Genomic DNA, 19,691 nt, shown 5'->3' on the forward strand with positions numbered 1-19,691 from the left:
GCCGTGGCCTACGCCGTCGGTCGTACGCCCCGCTGTTCCTCCTTCCGCGCGTCGCGGACGCGCAGGGCGCGGGCAAGGTCGTCCAGGCGGTCGGCGAGGGTGCGGCGCAGCGCCGGGGTGAGGTCGCCGTCGCGCAGGCACTCCTCGCCGAGCCGCAGGTTCTCGGTGTCGACGGCGTGGGCGGGGAAGCACCAGCGGCCGGCGGCGGTGGCGATGGCGGGGCCGCGGCGGGCGGCGAGGCCGACCACGTCGGCGTAGAAGCGCGGCACGTACGGGCGGACCAGTTCGGCCTGTTCGGGCTGCCAGAAGCCCTGGGCGGTGGCGGTGAAGAGGTAGTTGGACAGGTCGTCGCCGGCGAACATCGCCTCCCAGGCGGCGCGCTTGGCCTCCGGGTCGGGCAGCGCGGCGCGGCAGCGGGCGGCGCCCTCGCGGCCGGCGGCGCTCGGGTCGCTCGCCAGCTCGGCGGCGATGGCGGCCTCGTCGGTGGCGCCGAGTACGGCGAGCCGGGCGAGGACGCGCCAGCGCAGCTCGGGGTCGAGTTCCGGTCCGCCGGGGACGGTGCCGTCGGCGAGCCAGGCGGCGATGGGCTCGGGGTGGGCGGCCACGTCGATCAGGTGCCGTACGGCGATCAGCCGCAGGCCGGGGTGGTCGCCGTCCTCGGTGCGGCGCAGCAGGTCGCGGCAGAGGGAGGTGAGGGTGGCCAGGGCGGCCGGGCGGTCCGCCGGGGCGAGGTACTGCCCGGTGAGCTGGCCGGCGGCGAAGGCGAGGACGCCCTGGGCGATGGCGAGGTCGGTCTCGCGGGGCAGGTGGGCGCGGGCCGTCTCCAGGTAGGCGGCGGGGGCCAGGTCGCCGTCGCGTACGGCGTCCCGGAGGGCGTTCCAGACGACCGCGCGGGTGAGCGGGTCGGGCAGCCCGGACAGTCCGGTGCGCAGGGTCTCGAAGGAGGCGGTGTCGAAGCGGATCTTGGCGTAGGTGATGTCGCCGTCGTTGAGGACGACCAGTGCGGGGCGCTTGCCGATGGGCTGCGGCGCGGTCTGCGGGAGGTCGAGGTCGATGCGCTCGCGCAGCACGAGCCGGCCCTCGTCGGCGAGGTCGTGGTCGTACAGTCCGGCGCCGAGGCGGTGCGGGCGGCTGCCGGTGCGGTCGACGGTCAGTGCGCAGGTGCCGCCGGCGGCGGTGATCGTCGGGACGAGGGTGTCGACGCCGGTGGTGCGCAGCCAGCTGTCGGCCCAGGCGGAGACGTCGCGGTCGGTGGCCGAGGCGAGGGAGTCGATGAAGTCGGCGAGGGTGGCGTTGCCGAACCTGTGGCGGGCGAAGTGGGTGTTGATGCCGGCGAGGAAGTCCTTCTCGCCGAGCCAGGCGGCCAGCTGGCGCAGCGCGGAGGCGCCCTTGGCGTAGGAGATGCCGTCGAAGTTGAGCAGGGCGGAGGCCGTGTCGTCGACGTTGTCGGGGGCGACCGGGTGGGTGGTGGGGCGCTGGTCGGCGTCGTAGCCCCAGGCCTTGCGGGTGACGCCGAACTCGGTCCAGGGGCCGGTGAACCGGGTGGCCTCGGCGGTGGTCTGGTAGCCCATGTACTCGGCGAAGGACTCGTTCAGCCAGATGTCGTCCCACCACTTGAGGGTGACGAGGTCGCCGAACCACATGTGGGCCATCTCGTGCGCGATGACCATGGCGCGGGACTGCCGTTCGGTGTCGGTGACGGCGGAGCGGTAGACGTACTCGTCGCGGAAGGTGACCAGGCCCGGGTTCTCCATGGCGCCCGCGTTGAACTCGGGGACGAACGCCTGGTCGTAGGAGTCGAAGGGGTACGGCTCCTCGAACTTCTCGTGGTAGCGGTCGAAGCAGGCCCGCGTGACGTCGAGGATCTCGTCGGCGTCGAGGTGGGGGGCGAGGGAGCGGCGGCAGTGGACGCCGAAGGGCAGCCCGCGGTGTTCGGTGCGCACCGAGTGCCAGGGGCCGGCGGCGACGGCGGCCAGGTAGGTGGAGATCGGCGGGGTGGGCGCGGCCTGCCAGACGCCGTCGCCGCGGCGGTCGGTGACGCTGTTGGCGAGGACGGTCCAGCCCTCGGGCGCCCTGACGGAGACCTCGAAGACGGCCTTCAGGTCGGGCTGGTCGAAGGCGGCGAAGACGCGCTGGACGTCGTCCATGAACATCTGGGTGTAGACGTACGTCTCGCCGTCGCTGGGGTCGGTGAAGCGGTGCATGCCCTCACCGGTGCGGGAGTAGCGCATGACGGCGTCGACGCGCAGCTCGTGCTCACCGGCGGTGAGGTTCTTCAGCGGCAGCCGGTTCCCGGTGAGCGACCGCGGGTCGAGCGGCTGTCCGTCGAGCGTGGCGCCGCGCAGCTCGGCAGGCTTCAACTCGACGAACGTGTCCCCGTCGAACCGTGTGGTGAACCGGATCGCGGTACGGGAGTCGAAGGTCTCGTCGCCGGTGGTGAGGTCCAGTTCGACCGTGTACCGCTGGACGTCGAGGATTTCTGCTCGGAGCTGCGCTTCATCGCGCGTGAGTACGGACATGGAGGCCATGCTGCCTGATGCCGTCGGCAGCGCACAGGGGCGGACCGGTACATCGGCTCCGCCCCCCGTGCGCGCCCGGTCCGGCCGCTCCCCTTCGGCGCCCCGGGCGGTGCCCGGTCAGTGCTCCGCCGGTGCCTCGTGCGCCGGTCGCCCGTTGTGGGTGTTCTCGGCGATCCGCTCGTGGTGCCGGATCACCTCGGCGATGATGAAGTTCAAAAACTTCTCGGCGAAGGCCGGGTCGAGCTTGGCGTTCTCGGCGAGCCGGCGCAGCCGGGCGATCTGCCGGGACTCGCGGGAGGGGTCGGCGGGCGGCAGCCGGTGCAGCGCCTTGAGCCGGCCGACCTGCTGGGTGGCCTTGAAACGCTCGGCGAGCATGTGGACGACGGCCGCGTCGATGTTGTCGATGCTGTCGCGCAGCCGCTCCAGTTCCTGGCGGACCTCGGGGTCCGTGGCATCGGGGCCGGTGTTGCTGGTGGTCATGGGGGCCAACCCTATGCGCTGCGCGGGCCGCGTCCACGGGGTGTCCGAGGACTGGATCAGCGGCGGATCGCCGGGGTCGGGGACGCGGTCGCTCCAGCCGCCGGGCACGGTGCGGCCCTGCTGGGCGCGGAAGCGTACGGGGGCGAGGCCGACGCGGCGGGTGAACAGCCGGGAGAAGTAGGCGGGGTCGTCGTAGCCGACGCGGCGGGCGACGGCGGCGACGGGCAGCTCGGTGGCGGCGAGGAGTTCCTTGGCCCGGCCGAGGCGGATGCCGAGCAGGTAGTCCTTCGGGGTGCAGCCGGCCGCCCGGCGGACCGCGCCGCGCAGTTCGGCGGTGGTCATGCCGTGCCGGGCGGCGTGGTCGGCGACGCTCATCGGGGTGCAGGCGTCCCGGGCCAGGGCGGCGAGCACCCGGTCTCCGCCCCGGGCGAGGTCGGCGCGGGCGCGGCGCAGGGCGACGAGGAGTTCGTGCACGGCGGCCGCGGTCTCGGTCTCCAGCAGGGGGTTGCCGGGGCGGGCGGCGCGCGCGATGCGGGCGATGACGGTGCGCGGGCCGGCGGCGTCGGCGAGCGGGATCACGGGCCGGTCGGGGTCGATGTAGCCGAGTTCGCGGTAGGCGGCGGTGGCGGGCCCGGTGAAGTCCACGAAGCCCTCGTCCCAGCCGGTGTCCGGGTCGGGCGCGTAGTGGTGGGGCACGCCGGGGGTGAGCCACAGCAGCGCGGGCGCGGTGACGGTGCTCCGGCGGCCGTCGGCGCCCCGGTACCAGCCGCCGCCGGAGCTGATCACCACGGCCACGTGGTGGTCGAGGGTGCGCGGGCCGACCGTGGGCAGCGCGCCGTGCTGGAGGCCGACGCCGAGGCAGATAAGGCCGAGGCGGCGGTGGGCGGGGCCGGGGCTGAGGAACCGCATCCAGGTCCGGTACATCGGCGCTCCTCCCGACGGGCCGCGCGGCGCGGGTTTTGTCCAAGCAGCGCCGATCTTCGTCCATGGCGCCGGGTGCCGGAAGGGGGCGAGGCTGGGGCGGTCGGACGAGGCCGCGGCGGGGAGGGCGCTTGAGCGAGTTCACGGTGGGGGAAGCGGGGTTCCTGCTGGACGGGCGTCCGGTACGGCTGCTGTCCGGGGCGCTGCACTACTTCCGGGTGCACGAGGCCCAGTGGGGGCACCGGCTGGCCGTGCTGCGGGCGATGGGCCTGAACTGCGTGGAGACGTACGTCCCGTGGAATCTGCACGAGCCGCGTCCGGGGGCCTTCCGGGACGTGGGGGCGGTCGGCCGGTTCCTGGACGCGGTCGGCGCGGCGGGGATGTGGGCGATCGTGCGGCCGGGTCCGTACATCTGCGCCGAGTGGGAGAACGGGGGGCTGCCGGCCTGGCTCACGGGCGAGGTGGGCCCGCGCGCGCGTACGCGTGACGCGCGCTACCTGGCCCGTGTCCGCGGCTGGTTCGCCCGGCTGCTGCGCGAGATCGTGCCCCGGCAGCTCGACCGGGGCGGCCCGGTGGTGCTGGTCCAGGTGGAGAACGAGTACGGCAGCTACGGCAGCGACACCGGCTATCTCGCGGAGCTGGCGGGCCTGCTGCGCGCCGAGGGGGTCACGGCGGCGCTGTGCACCTCGGACGGCCCCGAGGACCACATGCTGACCGGGGGTTCGCTGCCCGGGGTGCTCGCCACGGTGAATTTCGGCTCCCACGCGCGCGTGGCCTTCGACACGCTGCGCCGGCACCGCCCGGTGGGGCCGCTGATGTGCATGGAGTTCTGGTGCGGCTGGTTCGACCACTGGGCCGGCGAGCACGCCGTACGGGATCCGGACGAGGCGGCCGGGGCGCTGCGGGAGATCCTGGAGTGCGGGGCGTCGGTGAACCTCTATCTGGCACACGGCGGCACGAGTTTCGGGGGCTGGGCGGGCGCCAACCGGGGCGGCGCGCTGCACGAGGGCCGGCTGGAGCCGGATGTGACCTCCTACGACTACGACGCTCCGGTGGACGAGTACGGCCGCCCCACAAAGAAGTTCCGGCGCTTTCGCGAGGTGCTGGCCGGGTATGCGCCCGGTCCGCTGCCCGAGCCGCCGCCACCGCCTCCCGTGCTGGGCGCCCCGGCCGAGGCCGCGCTCACCGGCTGGGCGTGTCTGGCCGGGGTGCTCGGGGCGCTGGGCGGGCCGGAGACGGTGACGCCTCTGCCGCCGACGTTCGAGGAGCTGGGGATCACCCGGGGCCTGGTGCGCTACGAGGCCGAGGTGCCCGGCCCGCGCCGGCCGTACCCGCTGACCGTGCGCGGGCTGCGCGATCTGGCCGTGGTGTACGTCGACGGGGAGCGGGCCGGGGTGCTCACGGAGGCGGAGCCGCGGCTGGCGGAGCCGGTCGCGGGGCACGCGCGCGTGGAGCTGTGGGTGGAGTCCCTGGGGCGGGTGAACTACGGGCCCCGGCTCGGGGAGCCGAAGGGCATCACCGGCGGCATCCTGCACGAACGGCAGTATCTGCACGGGGTGCGCGCGCGGGGGCTCGACCTGGACGCGTTCGCCGGCGGTGTGGCCGCGGTGCCCTTCGGTCCGCCGCCCGGCGGGCACGCGCCGGGGCTGTACCGGGGCTCGGTCACGGTCCGGGGGGCCGGGGACGCCCGGCTGGAGCTGCCCGGCCGGACCCGCGGGTTCGTCTGGATCAACGGTTTCTGCCTGGGCCGTTACTGGTCGGCGGGGCCCCAGCGGTCGCTGTACGTGCCCGGGCCGGTGCTGCGGGAGGGCGGGAACGAGATCTGGGTGCTGGACCTGGACGAGGGCCGGCCGGATCCACCGGCTCCGCGCCTGCTGCCGGTGTGAGGGCCGCGGGCACCGCCTCCGCGGCCGGCCGACGGTGCCGCGGGTCCGGCCGGCCGCCCTTCGCCGGGAACGGTCCGCCGGGGCCGCTCCCGCCTACAGTGGAGAGGAGTTCCGGCGGCTTCAGGGGGTGCCGACGTGGCCAACGGCGGACCGGTCGAGCACGGCTACCCGCACCTGGAGACGGTGCGGGCCGCCGTCACCGCGCTGTACCGGCGGCTGTCCCGCGACACCATCGAGACGTTCTCGGCCAGCGTGGCCCCCGCCGACGTGGCCTTCTGCGACACGGACGATCTGCATCTGGGCGCGCAGCGGGTGGCCCGGGAGATCGTGCGGCACTTCCGGCTGCCGGACGCGCGGCTGATCGTCGGCTTCCGGGAGATGACCCACGCGGCCAACGTCGAACTGGCGGCGGGCCCCGAGTACTTCGTCGAGCTGAACGACCGGTTCCGCACCCACCGCGCCGACATCGGCGCGGCCCTCGCCCACGAGGTGGCGCACGTCTATCTGCACCGCCTGGGCCTCGCCTTCCCCACCACCGCGGAGAACGAGATCCTGACGGACACGGCGACGGCCTACCTGGGCGCGGGCTGGCTGCTGCTCGATGCCTACCGGGAGGACGCGGTCTCCTCGCAGAAGCTGGGCTATCTCACCCCGGAGGAGTTCGGTTACGTCCTGGCCAAGCGGGCACTGCTGTTCGGCGAGGACCCGTCCCTGTGGTTCACCAGCCCGCAGGCCTACACCGCCTACGTCAAGGGCGGCGACCGGGCCCGCCGGGACGCGCGGCAGCCGCCGCTGGCCGCCGCCGGCTGGGCGGGCCGCCGCCGCTACGCCCATGACCGCCGGCACGCCCGCGACGGCCCGCCGGCCACCCCGTACGCCTTCGCCGCCGACCCCACCGGCCGGCTCCGGGTCTCCTTTCCCTGCCCCACCTGCCACCAGCGGATCAGGATGCCGGTACAGGGGCGGGTACGGGCTCGGTGCGGGCTGTGCCGGACGGTGCTGGAGTGCGACACATAGCCGGGCGGGAAGCGGGTCATCGGCGTACGGCGATCCCACGGCTCGTCGAGGAAGGTCCGCGGGATCTCCTCAGGCATCGACTGCTTGGAGTCGAAGTGGGGGTTGAGCGCTAGGAGGTGGTCAGCAGCCGGGTCAGCGAGGCGCGGGAGCCCTCCAGCCGGGCGATGCGCTCCTCGATGCCCTGCAACTGCTCCACCAGCACCGGGGTCAGGCAGGGCTCGACCTCGGCCTCGCTGCCGCACACACAGTCCAGGACCTCACGGATGACCCGGGTCGGCAGTCCGGCGTCCAGCAGGGTGCGGATCCGGCGTACGGCCTGGGGGGCGCTGTCGTCGTACACGCGCTGCCCGCCGGGGGTGCGGTCGGCGACGAGCAGGCCCTGTTCCTCGTAGTACCGCAGCAGCCGGACGTTCACGCCGGTCGCGCGAGCCAGCTCCCCGATCCTCATGTGATCCCCCTCACAGCTTCTTGAAGCTCACATCCGTGTCAGCTCTTAGCGTCACAGCCATGACGAACCCGACTGTATTCCGCATCGGCGGCGACCTGGAGGTACGGCGGATCGGCTACGGCGCGATGCGCCTGGCGAACGCCCCGCACGAGCGGTCCGGCATGACCGCGCCCATCTGGACCGCCCCCACCGACCGCGCCGACGCCGTACGGCTGCTGCGCCGGGCCGCCGAGCTGGGTGTGACCCTCTTCGACACCGCCGACGCCTACGCGCTGGGCGCCAACGAGGAGTTGCTGGCCGAGGCGCTGCACCCGTACCGCGACGGCATCGTGATCGCCACCAAGGCGGGCGTGCTGCGGCCGAGTCCGACGGAGTGGATCACCCATGGGCACCCGGCGTACCTGCGGCAGCAGGCCGAGCTGAGCCTGCGCCGGCTGCGCACCGACCGCATCGACCTGTTCCAGCTGCACCGCATCGACCCCGACTATCCGCTCGCGGACCAGATCGGCGCCCTCAAGCAGCTCCAGGAGGAGGGGAAGGTACGGCACATCGGGCTGTCGGAGGTGTCGGTGGCGGAACTGACCGCCGCCTCGGCCGTCGCGCCGATCGCCAGCGTGCAGAACGTGTACAACCTCGCCACCCGCGGGCACGACCCGGTGATCGACCACACCGCCGAGGCCGGCATCGCCTTCCTGCCGTACTTCCCGGTGGCCATGGGCGGGCACGCGGCCGACGGCGGGCCGCTCGCCGCCGTCGCCGCCGAACTCGGCGCCACCCGCGCGCAGACCGCCCTCGCCTGGCTGCTGCACCGCGCGCCGAACATCGTCCCGATCCCCGGCACCTCCTCCCCCGCCCACCTGGCGGAGAACGTCGCCGCGCTCGGACTCGCCCTCACCGAGGAGCAGTACAAGCGGATCGACGCGGGGGCGTGACGCCCGGGCGGGGACATGCAACGACGCCTGCCCAGTGTCCGGTCGGGGACAGGCGGGCAGGCGCCGTCTGTGTTCCGTACGCCTTTGTACGTAACGTCTGTGCGGACCTCGGGTCCGGTGGGTCGCGCGTCAGACCGCCAGGGCGCGGTCCGTCGGGCGGATCGGGGCCGGCAGGTCGCTGGCCCCGGTCAGGTAGCGGTCGACTCCGCGGGCGGCCGAGCGGCCCTCCGCGATCGCCCAGACGATGAGGGACTGGCCGCGGCCGGCGTCACCGGCGACGAACACACCCGGCACGTTGGTCTGGAAGTCGGCGTCGCGGGCGATGTTACCCCGAGCGTCGAGGTCTAGACCAAACTGCTCGACCAGGCCGTTCTCCCGGTCGGTCCCGGTGAAGCCCATGGCGAGGGTGACCAGCTGGGCCGGGATCTTCCGCTCGGTGCCGGGCTTCGGGGTCAGCTTGCCGTCGATGAACTCCACCTCGGTGAGGTGCAGCCACTGGACGTTGCCGTCCTCGTCGCCCTCGAAGTGGGTGGTGGAGACGGAGTAGACGCGCTCGCCGCCCTCCTCGTGGGCGCTCGTCACCTTGTACAGCATCGGGAAGGTCGGCCAGGGCTGGTCGACCGGGTGCCGCTCGTCGTTCGGGCGGGGCATGATCTCCAGCTGGGTGACGGAGGCCGCGCCCTGCCGGTGGGCGGTGCCGACGCAGTCCGCGCCGGTGTCGCCGCCGCCGATGACGACGACGTGCTTGCCCTCGGCGGAGATGGGCGGCACCACGTAGTCGCCCTCCTGCACCTTGTTGGCCAGGGGCAGGTACTCCATGGCCTGGTAGACGCCCTTCAGCTCCCGGCCGGGAACGGGAAGGTCACGGGCGGTCGTGGCACCGGCGGCGATCACGATCGCGTCGTAGCGCTTCTTCAGGTCGGTCGCCTTGATGTCGCGGCCGACCTCCACGCCGGTGCGGAACCGGGTGCCCTCCGCGCGCATCTGCTCGATACGGCGGTTGATGTGCCGCTTCTCCATCTTGAACTCGGGGATGCCGTACCGCAGCAGCCCGCCGACGCGGTCGGCGCGCTCGTAGACGGCGACCGTGTGGCCGGCCCGGGTGAGCTGCTGGGCGGCGGCGAGGCCCGCCGGGCCCGAGCCGATGACCGCGACCGTCTTGCCGGACAGGCGCTCGGGGATCTGCGGGGCGACGTCCCCGGTCTCCCACGCCTTGTCGATGATCGAGACCTCGACGTTCTTGATGGTGACCGGCGGCTGGTTGATGCCCAGCACGCACGCCGACTCACAAGGGGCCGGGCAGAGCCGGCCGGTGAACTCCGGGAAGTTGTTGGTCGCGTGCAGCCGCTCGGAGGCGGCGGCCCAGTCCTCGCGGTAGGCGTAGTCGTTCCACTCGGGGATCAGGTTCCCCAGCGGACAGCCGTTGTGGCAGAACGGGATACCGCAGTCCATGCAGCGGCCGGCCTGCTTGCTGATGATCGGCAGCAGCGAGCCGGGGACGTAGACCTCGTTCCAGTCCTTGACCCGCTCGGCGACGGGGCGGGTCTCGGCGACCTCACGGCCGTGGTTCAGGAAGCCCTTCGGGTCAGCCATTGCTCGCCGCCTCCATCATCTTCTCGGTGATCTCGGTCTCGGAGAGACCGGCTCGCTCGGCGGCGTCCTTGGCGGCGAGCACTGCCTTGTACGTGCTGGGGATGATCTTGCTGAAGCGCTCCACGGCCGTGTCCCATTCGGCCAGCAGCTTGGCGGCGACGGTCGAGCCGGTCTCCTCGGCGTGGCGGCGCACCACGTCGTGCAGCCACTGCTTGTCCGCCTCGTCCAGCGCCTCGACCGCGCCGGCGTTGCCGGAGTTGACGTTGTCGCGGTCGAGGTCGACGACGTAGGCGATGCCGCCGGACATGCCCGCCGCGAAGTTGCGGCCGGTCGGGCCGAGGACGACCGCGTGACCGCCGGTCATGTACTCGCAGCCGTGGTCGCCCACGCCCTCGGAGACGACCAGCGCGCCGGAGTTGCGGACGCAGAACCGCTCACCGGTACGGCCGCGCAGGAACAGCTCGCCGCCGGTGGCGCCGTAGGCGATGGTGTTGCCCGCGATGGTCGAGTACTCGGCGAGGTGGTCGGCCGCCCGGTCCGGGCGGACGACGATCCGGCCGCCGGAGAGACCCTTGCCGACGTAGTCGTTGGCGTCGCCCTCCAGGCGCAGCGTGATGCCGCGCGGCAGGAACGCGCCGAAGGACTGGCCGGCGGAGCCGGTGAAGGTGATGTCGATGGTGTCGTCGGGCAGGCCCGCGCCGCCGAACTTCTTCGTCACCTCGTGGCCGAGCATGGTGCCGACCGTGCGGTTGATGTTGCGGATGGCGACCTGGGCGCGCACCGGCTGGGCCTCGGTCGCGTCGTTCGCGGCCAGGGCGTCGGCGGCGAGCCTGATCAGCTCGTTGTCCAGGGCCTTCTCCAGGCCGTGGTCCTGGGCGGCCGCCTGGTGGCGGACGGCGCCCTCGGGCAGGGCGGGCACGTGGAACAGCGGCTCCAGGTCCAGGCCCTGCGCCTTCCAGTGGTCCACCGCGCGCTCGACGTCCAGCGCCTCGGCGTGGCCGACGGCCTCCTCGATGGAGCGGAAGCCCAGCTCGGCCAGCAGCTCGCGGACCTCCTCGGCGATGAACTTGAAGAAGTTCACGACGTACTCGGCCTTGCCGGCGAAGCGGTCGCGCAGCACCGGGTTCTGGGTGGCGATGCCGACCGGACAGGTGTCCAGGTGGCACACGCGCATCATCACGCAGCCGGAGACGACCAGCGGGGCGGTCGCGAAACCGAACTCCTCGGCGCCGAGCAGAGCGGCGATGACCACGTCCCGGCCGGTCTTCAGCTGGCCGTCGGTCTGGACGACGATCCGGTCCCGCAGCCCGTTGAGCAGCAGGGTCTGCTGGGTCTCGGCCAGGCCCAGCTCCCAGGGGCCGCCCGCGTGCTTGAGGGAGGTCAGCGGGGAGGCGCCGGTGCCGCCGTCGTGGCCGGAGATCAGCACCACGTCCGCGTGTGCCTTGGACACACCCGCCGCGACCGTGCCGACGCCGACCTCGGAGACCAGCTTGACGTGGATCCGCGCCCGCGGGTTCGCGTTCTTCAGGTCGTGGATCAGCTGGGCCAGGTCCTCGATGGAGTAGATGTCGTGGTGCGGCGGCGGGGAGATCAGGCCGACGCCCGGCGTGGAGTGCCGGGTCCTGGCGACCCACGGGTAGACCTTGTGGCCGGGCAGCTGGCCGCCCTCGCCGGGCTTGGCGCCCTGGGCCATCTTGATCTGGATGTCGTCCGCGTTGACCAGGTACTCGGAGGTCACGCCGAAGCGGCCGGAGGCGACCTGCTTGATGGCGCTGCGCCGCGCGGGGTCGTACAGGCGCTCGGGGTCCTCGCCGCCCTCACCGGTGTTGGACTTGCCGCCCAGCTGGTTCATGGCGATGGCGAGGGTCTCGTGCGCCTCCTTGGAGATGGAGCCGTACGACATGGCGCCGGTGGAGAAGCGCTTGACGATCTCGCTGGCCGGCTCGACCTCCTCGACCGGGATCGGCTGCCGGTCGGACTTGAAGCCGAACAGGCCGCGCAGTGTCATCAGGCGCTCGGACTGCTCGTTCACGCGGTCCGTGTACTTCTTGAAGATGTCGTAGCGGCCCGTGCGCGTGGAGTGCTGGAGGCGGAAGACCGTCTCCGGGTCGAACAGGTGCGGTTCGCCCTCGCGGCGCCACTGGTACTCGCCGCCGATCTCCAGCGCGCGGTGCGCCGGGGCGATGCCGGAGGCCGGGTAGGCCTTGGCGTGGCGGGCGGCGACCTCCTGGGCGATGACGTCGATGCCGACGCCGCCGATCTTGGTGGCGGTGCCGTTGAAGTACTTCGCCACGAAGCCCTCGTCCAGGCCGACGGCCTCGAAGACCTGGGCACCGCGGTAGGAGGCGACGGTGGAGATGCCCATCTTGGACATCACCTTCAGCACGCCCTTGCCGAGGGCGTAGATCAGGTTCTTGATGGCCTGCTCGGGCTCCAGGCCGTTCAGGAAGGTGCCGGCGCGCAGCAGGTCCTCGACCGACTCCATCGCCAGGTAGGGGTTGACGGCGGCGGCGCCGTAGCCGATGAGCAGGGCGACGTGGTGGACCTCGCGGACGTCGCCGGCCTCGACCAGCAGGCCCACCTGGGTGCGCTGCTTGGTGCGGATGAGGTGGTGGTGGACGGCCGCGGTGAGCAGCAGGGACGGGATCGGCGCGTGCTCGGCGTCGGAGTGGCGGTCGGACAGGACGATCAGCCGGGCGCCGTTGTCGATGGCGGCGTCGGCCTCGGCGCAGATCTCCTCGATGCGCGCGGCGAGGGCGTCACCGCCGCCGGAGACCCGGTACAGACCGGCGAGCGTGGCGGCCTTGAAGCCGGGCATGTCGCCGTCGGCGTTGATGTGGATGAGCTTGGCCAGCTCGTCGTTGTCGATCACCGGGAAGGGCAGCACGACGGACCGGCAGGAGGCGGCGGTCGGCTCCAGCAGGTTGCCCTGCGGGCCCAGCGAGCTGCGCAGGGAGGTGACCAGCTCCTCGCGGATCGCGTCCAGCGGCGGGTTGGTGACCTGCGCGAACAGCTGGGTGAAGTAGTCGAAGAGCAGCCGCGGGCGCTCGGACAGGGCCGCGATCGGGGAGTCCGTGCCCATGGAGCCGATCGGCTCGGCGGCGGTGCGGGCCATCGGGGCGAGGATGACGCGCAGCTCTTCCTCGGTGTAGCCGAAGGTCTGCTGGCGGCGGGTGACCGAGGCGTGGGTGTGCACGATGTGCTCGCGCTCGGGCAGGTCGCCCAGCTCGATCTCGCCGGCCTCCAGCCACTCGGCGTAGGGCTTCTCGGCGGCGAGGGACGCCTTGATCTCGTCGTCCTCGATGATGCGGTGCTCGGCGGTGTCGACGAGGAACATCCGGCCGGGCTGGAGGCGGCCCTTGCGGACGACCTTGGCCGGGTCGATGTCGAGGACGCCGACCTCGGAGCCGAGGACGACGAGGCCGTCGTCGGTGACCCAGTAGCGGCCGGGGCGCAGGCCGTTGCGGTCGAGCACGGCGCCGACCTGGGTGCCGTCGGTGAAGGTGACGCAGGCGGGGCCGTCCCAGGGCTCCATCATCGTGGAGTGGTACTGGTAGAAGGCGCGCCGGGCCGGGTCCATGGAGTCGTGGTTCTCCCACGCCTCCGGGATCATCATCAGCACGGAGTGCGGCAGCGAACGGCCGCCCAGGTGCAGCAGTTCCAGGACCTCGTCGAAGGAGGCGGAGTCGGAGGCGTCCGGGGTGCACACCGGGAAGAGGCGGTCGAGCTTGCCCTGCGGGCCGAACAGGTCCGAGACCAGCTGGGACTCGCGGGCGACCATCCAGTTGCGGTTGCCCTTGACGGTGTTGATCTCGCCGTTGTGCGCGACGAACCGGTACGGGTGCGCGAGCGGCCACGACGGGAAGGTGTTGGTGGAGAACCGGGAGTGCACCAGCGCGATCGCGGAGGCGAAGCGGCGGTCGGACAGGTCCGGGAAGAAGGGTTCGAGCTGGCCGGTGGTCAGCATGCCCTTGTAGACGATGGTCCGGGCGGACAGGGAGGGGAAGTAGACCCCGGCCTCGCGTTCGGCGCGCTTGCGCAGCACGAACGCCTTGCGGTCCAGGGCGAGGCCCTCGCTGGCACGGTCGGTCACGAAGACCTGCCGGAACACCGGCATGGTGGAGCGGGCGGTGGCGCCGAGCAGTTCCGGGGCGACCGGGACGGTGCGCCAGCCGAGGACCGTCAGGCCCTCCTCGGCGGCGATCGTCTCGATCTGTGAGACGGCGTCCTCGGTCCCCTCCTCCGGCAGAAAGGCGATGCCTACCGCATAGGACCCGGCTGCGGGAAGGTCGAAACCGGCCACGTCGCGGAGGAAGGCGTCCGGCACCTGGGAGAGAATGCCCGCGCCGTCGCCGGAGTCGGGCTCGGAGCCGGTGGCGCCGCGGTGCTCCAGGTTGCGCAGGACGGTGAGTGCCTGCTCGACCAGGGTGTGGGAGGCCTCGCCGGTCAGGGTGGCGACGAAACCGACGCCGCACGCGTCGTGTTCGTTGCGGGGGTCGTACATACCCTGCGCAGCAGGGCGAGCATCCATGAACGACCAGTTTCGGCCGTTCGTGGAGTGCTGGGACGGCTGGCGCGGCGTACGCATCGGCTCTCCCGTCGTCGTCATGTGGCATGTGGCAGGTGCCGAGGGACGACGTTGGCCCTCTGCGTGAGATCTGCGATGAGATCAAAATTTCGTGCAGGTTACATGATGGAGCGGTTCCCGGGAACCGGATACTTCGTTCCATCATGCGGACACCGCGGGTCGCGGCGGGGGTGCCGCGCGAGCGCGGCGCATGCCGTGCGGTGGCGGCGCGGTGCCGTGCGAGGACGGCGGATGCCGTGCGGTGGCGGCAACGTCGTGGGGACCGTGACGGACAGGATCGGTCGGATCGGCGTCCGGCGGTCCGAGGGGGCCGGAGCGGGCGTCATCACCCGTCCCGTGGGGGCGCGGCAGGCGTCATTGCCCACAGCGCTTACGGCTCATGCCCCGTCGCAAAGCACTCGAAACCAGCGAGTAACGGGTACTTATGCGGCCCGTCGCATAAGTACCGGTCGGCCTATCCTACGGCCGTCCCGAACAGACTGCCCAGGGCGTACGTCACACCGGCCGCCGCACCGCCCAGCGCGAGCTGCCGCAGGCCGCTGAACCACCAGGTCCGCGCGGTCACCTTGGCCACCACGGCACCACAGGCGAAGAGCCCGGCGAGGGCGAGCAGCACGGCGGGCCACAGCGCGGTCGCGCCGAGCAGGTACGGCAGCACGGGCAGCAGGGCGCCGAGGGCGAAGGAGCCGAACGACGACACGGCGGCGACCAGCGGGGAGGGCAGGTCGCCGGGGTCGATGCCCAGCTCCTCGCGGGCGTGGATCTCCAGGGCCTGCTCGGGATCGCTGGACAGCTGCCGGGCGACCTGCCGGGCCAGCTCCGGCTCGACCCCGCGGGCCACGTACAGCGCGGCGAGCTCCGCCTCCTCGTCCTGCGGGTGCTTGCGCAGTTCACGGCGTTCGATGTCGAGTTCCGCCTCGACCAGTTCGCGCTGGGAGGCGACGGAGGTGTACTCGCCGGCCGCCATGGAGAAGGCACCGGCCGCGAGGCCGGCGAGGCCGGTGATGACAATGGTGTGCTGGCTCACGGAGCCGCCGGCCACGCCCGTCATCAGGGCGAGGTTGGAGACCAGGCCGTCCATGGCGCCGAAGACGGCGGGCCGCAGCCAGCCACCGTTCACATCGCGGTGGGTGTGGTTGTCGCGGTGCGCTTCGTGCAGCGCGGCCTCGGTGTCGATGATCGCCATGCGGGCCCCCAGGAAAGCTTAGCCAAAGCTAACTTTGGACGAGTTCTATTTTTTGACAAGCCCAAATCTACGCCGCCGACTCCCCCTCCGCCAGCAAGGAAAGGCTGGGCTAACCTGCGGTTTCGGCGTCAGCGGACCTTCGCACCCGCACCCGTCCGGCGGAACGCGCCGGACTCCTGGAAGCCGTCCGACACGGCCGCCCAGGAGGATGATGCGGGGCATGACGCCCACAGCACACCGAAGCGGCGCCCCCGTTCAGGGCGCGCTCCCCGCCCTCCTCGACGGCGCCCCGGCCACGGCCGCCGCCCGTCGTCCCTCCCGGCCGCGCCGCGTCGGGAAGCCCCCCGTCCCCCCGGGCGTGCCGGTGCTGTCCGGCGACGACCGCCGTCAGGCACTGCCCGGCCCGGCGGCGTACGGCCGGGAGCACGACCCGATCGCCCCGACGGCCGGTGGCCCCGCCGGCTTGCCCGGGGCGGAGGAGGTCATGGGCGCAGCCGACGCCAAGACGGTCGCGGGCGCCGGCCGTGCGGGCCGGTGGGCGCCCGCCCGCACGCGCACCGGGACCGTCCGCGGGCTCTCCGCCCGGGACGTCCGCCGCGGCCGCGCCCACGAGCGGGCGTCCACCGCGCTCGGAGGCCGCCCGTGCTCCGGCTGACCTGGGTCCGGCCGGAGGAACTGCTGGGCCACGAGCTGCGCCAGGCCCGCCTGGACGGGCGCGAGCCGAAGGCCGTCGAGGCGCGCTGGCGGGCGGCCGGCGGCCCGGACGCGCCGGAGCGGACGGACGCCTTCGCACACGGCGTCTCCCGCTATCTGCGCCTGCTGGCCAAGGACCTGCTGGACGAACTCGCCGACCTGCCCGGCCGCTTCGCCGAGGACGAGCCGACCGACCTGGCCCGCATCAGGTCCCTGTGCCCCGACTGGCCCGCCGGGCGGTCCGCCACCGCGCCGGACCCCCGCGCCTTCGAAGCCGCCTGGCTCGGCCGGGCCATCGGCCGCCTCCTCGGCAAACCCGTCGGGCAACTCCCCCTCGACGGCATCCGGGCGCTCGCCGCGGCGGCCGGAAACCGGCCCCTCACCGGCTACTTCACCGCCAGGGGCGTACCCGGGGACGTCCTCGCCGCCCATCCCTGGGACCGGCGTTCCGCCGCCACCTGCCTGGCCGAGAACATCGACGGCATGCCCGAGGACGACGACCTCGACCGCTCGCTCCTCCACCTGCTGCTGCTGAGGCGCCACGGACGCCGCTTCGGCACCGACGACGTGGCCCGGCTCTGGCTCGACGAGCTTCCGCCCGGCCGCACCGCCACCGCCGAGCGCGTCGCCTACCGCAATCTGCTCTGCGGCATCGAGCCCCCGCACACCGCCCGCCACCGCAACCCGTTCCGCGAGTGGAGCGGCGCGCTGGTCCGCGCCGACCCGCACGGCTGGACCAACCCCGGCGACCCGGGCGCCGCCGCCGGACAGGCGTACCGGGACGCCGTCCTCACCCACACCGCCAACGGCGTCTACGCGGCCATGTTCACCGCCGCCGTCATCGCCGCCGCCACCCCGGGCACCCACGACGTCCACGCCTGTCTGCGGGCCGGCCGCGCGGTGCTCCCGCCCCGCTCCCGGCTGGCGGCGGCCGTCGACCACGCCGTCCGGCTGGCCCGGACCACCGAGGACTTCGAGGACGTGGTGGACGCACTCCACGTCCGCTACGCCGCCACCCACCACCGGGCCCATGCCGTCCCCACCACCGCGCTGATCGCCGCCGCCCTCACCCACGCCGACGGCGACTTCGCCGGCTCCATCTGCCGTGCCGTGTCCGGCGGCTGGGGCACCGGCTCCGCCGGCGCGACCGCCGGCAGCATCGCCGGACTCCTCGCCGGGTCCCCCGACGCGCTGCCCGAACGCTGGCGGGCGCCGTTGAAGAACCGGCTCACCAGCGCCATCGCCGAGTTCGACGGCAGCGGCTTCGACACCCTCGCCCACCTCACGCACCTGGAGGCGACCCGCCCATGACCCATATCGCGGTCCTCGGCAGCACCAACATGGACCTGGTCGCCTATGTCGACAAGGCGCCCGAGCGCGGGGAGACCGTGACGGGACGGGAGTTCCGTACGGTGCCCGGCGGCAAGGGCGCCAACCAGGCGATCGCCGCGGCCCGGGCCGGCGCGACCGTCTCGATGATCGGCGCGGTCGGCACCGACGCCTACGGCGCGCGGCTGCGCGACACCCTCGAACACTCCGGCGTGGACACCGACTTCCTGCGTACGGTGGAGGGTCCGTCCGGTACCGCGCACATCGTGGTGGACGCCGAGGGCGGCAACGCGATCGTCGTCGTCCCCGGCGCCAACGGCACCGTGGACCACCTCTCCCCCGGCGACGAGGGGGTGATCGCCACCGCCGACGCCCTGCTGCTGCAACTGGAGATCCCGCTCGCGGCGGTCGTCGCGGGCGCGCGGGCCGCCCGCCGGCACGGGGTCCGTACGGTCCTCACCCCGTCCCCGGTCCAGCCGCTGCCACCCGAACTGCTGCGTGCCGTCGACCTGTTGGTGCCGAACGAGTACGAGGCGGTCACCCTCACCGGCCGCACCGACCCGCGCGAGGCGGCGGCGGCCCTGCTGGATCTGGTGCCGGAGGTCGTCGTCACCCTGGGCGCGACCGGCTGCCTGTATCTGGCCCGGGGCACCGAGCCTCTCGTGGTTCCCGCGCCCCGGGTGACCGCCGTCGACTCCACCGGCGCGGGCGACACCTTCGTGGGCGCGCTCGCCGTGGCCCTCGCCGAGGAGAGACCGGTACGCGAGGCCCTGACCTGGGCGGCCGCCGCGGCGGCGATCTCCGTCCAGCGGGAAGGGGCGTCGGCGTCGATGCCGTACCGCCCGGAGATCGAGGCGCGGTACGGCACGTGAGCACTCGCCTCCGTGCGCGGGCGCGGCTCTGCCGGCCGCCGCGACGGCGATCAGACCCGACGGCGGCGCCCGGCGGTGCCGGTCTCACACGCCGAGGGCGCCCGGAAGACTCCGGGCGCCCTCGGCGTCGTGGAACCGGCGGTCGGACCGTCGTCGTGGTACCGGCTGTCAGACCTTCTTCGCCGGCTTCGCCTCGTCCTTGGGTGATTCCTCGCCCGGCTCCCCGTCGCCCCCGGTCCGCTTCTCCTCGGCGTCGGCGTCGGCGTCGGCCTCGGCGGCCCCGGGGTTCTTCTCCGCACCGCCGGCGACAGCCTCCGTGCCCCCGGCCGGACCGCCGGAGGCGACCGCGGGTTCCACCACGGCCTCCCGCCCCGGCCGCTTCCTGCCCACCACCACGATGTACGCCACCGCCAGCAGGAAGACGATCAGCGCGGTCCAGACGTTGAGGCGGATGCCCAGGATGTGGTGGGCGTCGTCCACGCGCAGGTACTCGATCCAGCCGCGGCCCGCGCAGTACGCGGCGACGTACAGGGCGAACGCCCGGCCATGCCCCAGCTTGAAGCGGCGGTCCGCCCAGATCACCAGCAGGCCCACACCGACGCACCACAGCGATTCGTACAGGAACGTCGGGTGGTAGTACCCCGGCACCCGGCCGCCCTCGGCGGAGGTGATGTGCAGCGCCCAGGGCACGTGGGTCTCCCGGCCGTACAGCTCCTGGTTGAACCAGTTGCCCCAGCGGCCGATGGCCTGCGCGAACGCGATGCCGGGCGCGACGGCGTCGGCGTACGCGGGCATCGGGATGCCGCGGCGCCGGGCGCCGATCCAGGCACCGAGCGCGCCGAGCGCGATGGCACCCCAGATGCCCAGGCCGCCCTCCCACACCTTGAAGGCGTCCACCCAGTCACGGCCCTCGCTGAAGTACAGCTCGTAGTCCGTGATCACGTGGTAGAGCCGGCCGCCGACCAGGCCGAACGGCACGGCCCAGACGGCGATGTCGGCGACCGTGCCGGATTGCCCGCCGCGGGCGATCCAGCGCTTGTTGCCGAACCAGACGGCAACGAAGACGCCGATGATGATGCAGATGGCGTAGCCGCGCAGCGGGATGGGGCCGAGGTACAGCACCCCGTGCGACGGGCTGGGGATATAGGCAAGGTTCATGGCAGATCCGACGCTACCGTGCCGGGCCGTGGGGACGGCAAGCAGCCCGGCTACGGGTCCATAACGGGG

General features: G+C 73.1%; 13 protein-coding genes and 1 pseudogene. 6 read left to right on the top strand and 8 right to left on the bottom strand.

The genetic code is table 11. From position 1 onward, the window contains the following. Window positions 1-8 precede the first annotated feature (8 nt). The 3 genes and pseudogenes from pepN to ABD350_RS00775 all read right to left on the bottom strand — a co-directional run. Window positions 9-2,519, bottom strand: coding sequence for an aminopeptidase N (pepN, locus tag ABD350_RS00765; protein ID WP_344345351.1), 2,511 nt, complete (start codon window positions 2,517-2,519; stop codon window positions 9-11). A 117-nt stretch (window positions 2,520-2,636) separates the two neighbouring features. After that, window positions 2,637-2,999, bottom strand: coding sequence for a chorismate mutase (locus ABD350_RS00770; protein ID WP_344345756.1), 363 nt, complete (start codon window positions 2,997-2,999; stop codon window positions 2,637-2,639). A 45-nt stretch (window positions 3,000-3,044) separates the two neighbouring features. Next, window positions 3,045-3,923: pseudogene (locus tag ABD350_RS00775) on the bottom strand (helix-turn-helix domain-containing protein); the annotation flags it as partial. Between the two features lie 128 nt (window positions 3,924-4,051). Between ABD350_RS00775 and ABD350_RS00780 the strand changes: the two are divergent. Continuing rightward, window positions 4,052-5,806: a glycoside hydrolase family 35 protein gene (locus ABD350_RS00780; protein ID WP_344345353.1), complete on the top strand. Its 1,755-nt coding sequence runs from the start codon at window positions 4,052-4,054 to the stop codon at window positions 5,804-5,806. 135 nt (window positions 5,807-5,941) lie between these two features. Then, window positions 5,942-6,823 (top strand): hypothetical protein, encoded by an 882-nt coding sequence (locus tag ABD350_RS00785; RefSeq protein ID WP_344345355.1) that lies wholly within the window; start codon window positions 5,942-5,944, stop codon window positions 6,821-6,823. 109 nt (window positions 6,824-6,932) lie between these two features. Here the strand turns inward: ABD350_RS00785 and ABD350_RS00790 are convergent, their stop codons facing one another. After that, the gene (locus tag ABD350_RS00790) at window positions 6,933-7,271 is read right to left on the bottom strand and encodes a MerR family transcriptional regulator (RefSeq protein ID WP_344345357.1); all 339 of its coding nucleotides are present in this window, start codon (window positions 7,269-7,271) and stop codon (window positions 6,933-6,935) included. Window positions 7,272-7,330: 59 nt separating this feature from the next. Between ABD350_RS00790 and ABD350_RS00795 the strand changes: the two genes are divergently transcribed. Continuing rightward, window positions 7,331-8,203, top strand: a complete 873-nt coding sequence (locus tag ABD350_RS00795; RefSeq protein ID WP_344345359.1) for an aldo/keto reductase — start codon at window positions 7,331-7,333, stop codon at window positions 8,201-8,203. A gap of 129 nt (window positions 8,204-8,332) precedes the next feature. Here ABD350_RS00795 and ABD350_RS00800 read toward each other — a convergent pair whose 3' ends face one another. From ABD350_RS00800 to ABD350_RS00810, 3 genes are all read right to left on the bottom strand, one after another. Then, on the bottom strand, window positions 8,333-9,796 hold the full coding sequence (locus ABD350_RS00800) for a glutamate synthase subunit beta (RefSeq protein ID WP_344345361.1): 1,464 nt from the start codon (window positions 9,794-9,796) through the stop codon (window positions 8,333-8,335). Further along, window positions 9,789-14,384: a glutamate synthase large subunit gene (gltB, locus tag ABD350_RS00805; RefSeq protein ID WP_344345363.1), complete on the bottom strand. Its 4,596-nt coding sequence runs from the start codon at window positions 14,382-14,384 to the stop codon at window positions 9,789-9,791. Before gltB ends, ABD350_RS00800 begins: the two co-directional genes overlap by 8 nt. Before the next feature lie 454 nt (window positions 14,385-14,838). Further along, window positions 14,839-15,570 (bottom strand): VIT1/CCC1 transporter family protein, encoded by a 732-nt coding sequence (locus ABD350_RS00810; protein ID WP_344345365.1) that lies wholly within the window; start codon window positions 15,568-15,570, stop codon window positions 14,839-14,841. Window positions 15,571-15,790: 220 nt separating this feature from the next. On the opposite strand from ABD350_RS00810, the gene ABD350_RS00815 reads away from it, so the two are divergent. Genes ABD350_RS00815 through rbsK form a run of 3 tightly spaced genes read left to right on the top strand, consistent with a single transcriptional unit; the run spans window position 15,791 to window position 18,464 of the window. Beyond that, window positions 15,791-16,225, top strand: a complete 435-nt coding sequence (locus ABD350_RS00815; protein ID WP_344345367.1) for a hypothetical protein — start codon at window positions 15,791-15,793, stop codon at window positions 16,223-16,225. Then, the gene (locus tag ABD350_RS00820; RefSeq protein WP_344345369.1) at window positions 16,213-17,574 is read left to right on the top strand and encodes an ADP-ribosylglycohydrolase family protein; all 1,362 of its coding nucleotides are present in this window, start codon (window positions 16,213-16,215) and stop codon (window positions 17,572-17,574) included. Before ABD350_RS00815 ends, ABD350_RS00820 begins: the two co-directional genes overlap by 13 nt. After that, window positions 17,571-18,464, top strand: a complete 894-nt coding sequence (gene rbsK, locus ABD350_RS00825) for a ribokinase (protein WP_344345371.1) — start codon at window positions 17,571-17,573, stop codon at window positions 18,462-18,464. The genes ABD350_RS00820 and rbsK overlap by 4 nt, the downstream gene beginning before the upstream one ends. A gap of 168 nt (window positions 18,465-18,632) precedes the next feature. Here rbsK and lgt read toward each other — a convergent pair whose 3' ends face one another. Continuing rightward, window positions 18,633-19,622 (bottom strand): prolipoprotein diacylglyceryl transferase, encoded by a 990-nt coding sequence (gene lgt, locus ABD350_RS00830; protein WP_344345373.1) that lies wholly within the window; start codon window positions 19,620-19,622, stop codon window positions 18,633-18,635. Window positions 19,623-19,691: the final 69 nt, after the last annotated feature.

The organism is Streptomyces nogalater, assembly GCF_039532885.1.
Lineage (GTDB): Bacteria > Actinomycetota > Actinomycetes > Streptomycetales > Streptomycetaceae > Streptomyces > Streptomyces nogalater.

What these genes read in the sequence shown, in the direction of transcription:
- pepN (WP_344345351.1), bottom strand. Translation starts at nt 2,519, where the DNA reads ATGTCCGTACTCACGCGCGATGAAGCGCAGCTCCGAGCAGAAATCCTC.
- ABD350_RS00770 (WP_344345756.1), bottom strand. Translation starts at nt 2,999, where the DNA reads ATGACCACCAGCAACACCGGCCCCGATGCCACGGACCCCGAGGTCCGC.
- ABD350_RS00790 (WP_344345357.1), bottom strand. Translation starts at nt 7,271, where the DNA reads ATGAGGATCGGGGAGCTGGCTCGCGCGACCGGCGTGAACGTCCGGCTG.
- ABD350_RS00795 (WP_344345359.1), top strand. Translation starts at nt 7,331, where the DNA reads ATGACGAACCCGACTGTATTCCGCATCGGCGGCGACCTGGAGGTACGG.
- ABD350_RS00800 (WP_344345361.1), bottom strand. Translation starts at nt 9,796, where the DNA reads ATGGCTGACCCGAAGGGCTTCCTGAACCACGGCCGTGAGGTCGCCGAG.
- gltB (WP_344345363.1), bottom strand. Translation starts at nt 14,384, where the DNA reads ATGCGTACGCCGCGCCAGCCGTCCCAGCACTCCACGAACGGCCGAAAC.
- ABD350_RS00810 (WP_344345365.1), bottom strand. Translation starts at nt 15,570, where the DNA reads ATGGCGATCATCGACACCGAGGCCGCGCTGCACGAAGCGCACCGCGAC.
- ABD350_RS00815 (WP_344345367.1), top strand. Translation starts at nt 15,791, where the DNA reads ATGACGCCCACAGCACACCGAAGCGGCGCCCCCGTTCAGGGCGCGCTC.
- rbsK (WP_344345371.1), top strand. Translation starts at nt 17,571, where the DNA reads ATGACCCATATCGCGGTCCTCGGCAGCACCAACATGGACCTGGTCGCC.
- lgt (WP_344345373.1), bottom strand. Translation starts at nt 19,622, where the DNA reads ATGAACCTTGCCTATATCCCCAGCCCGTCGCACGGGGTGCTGTACCTC.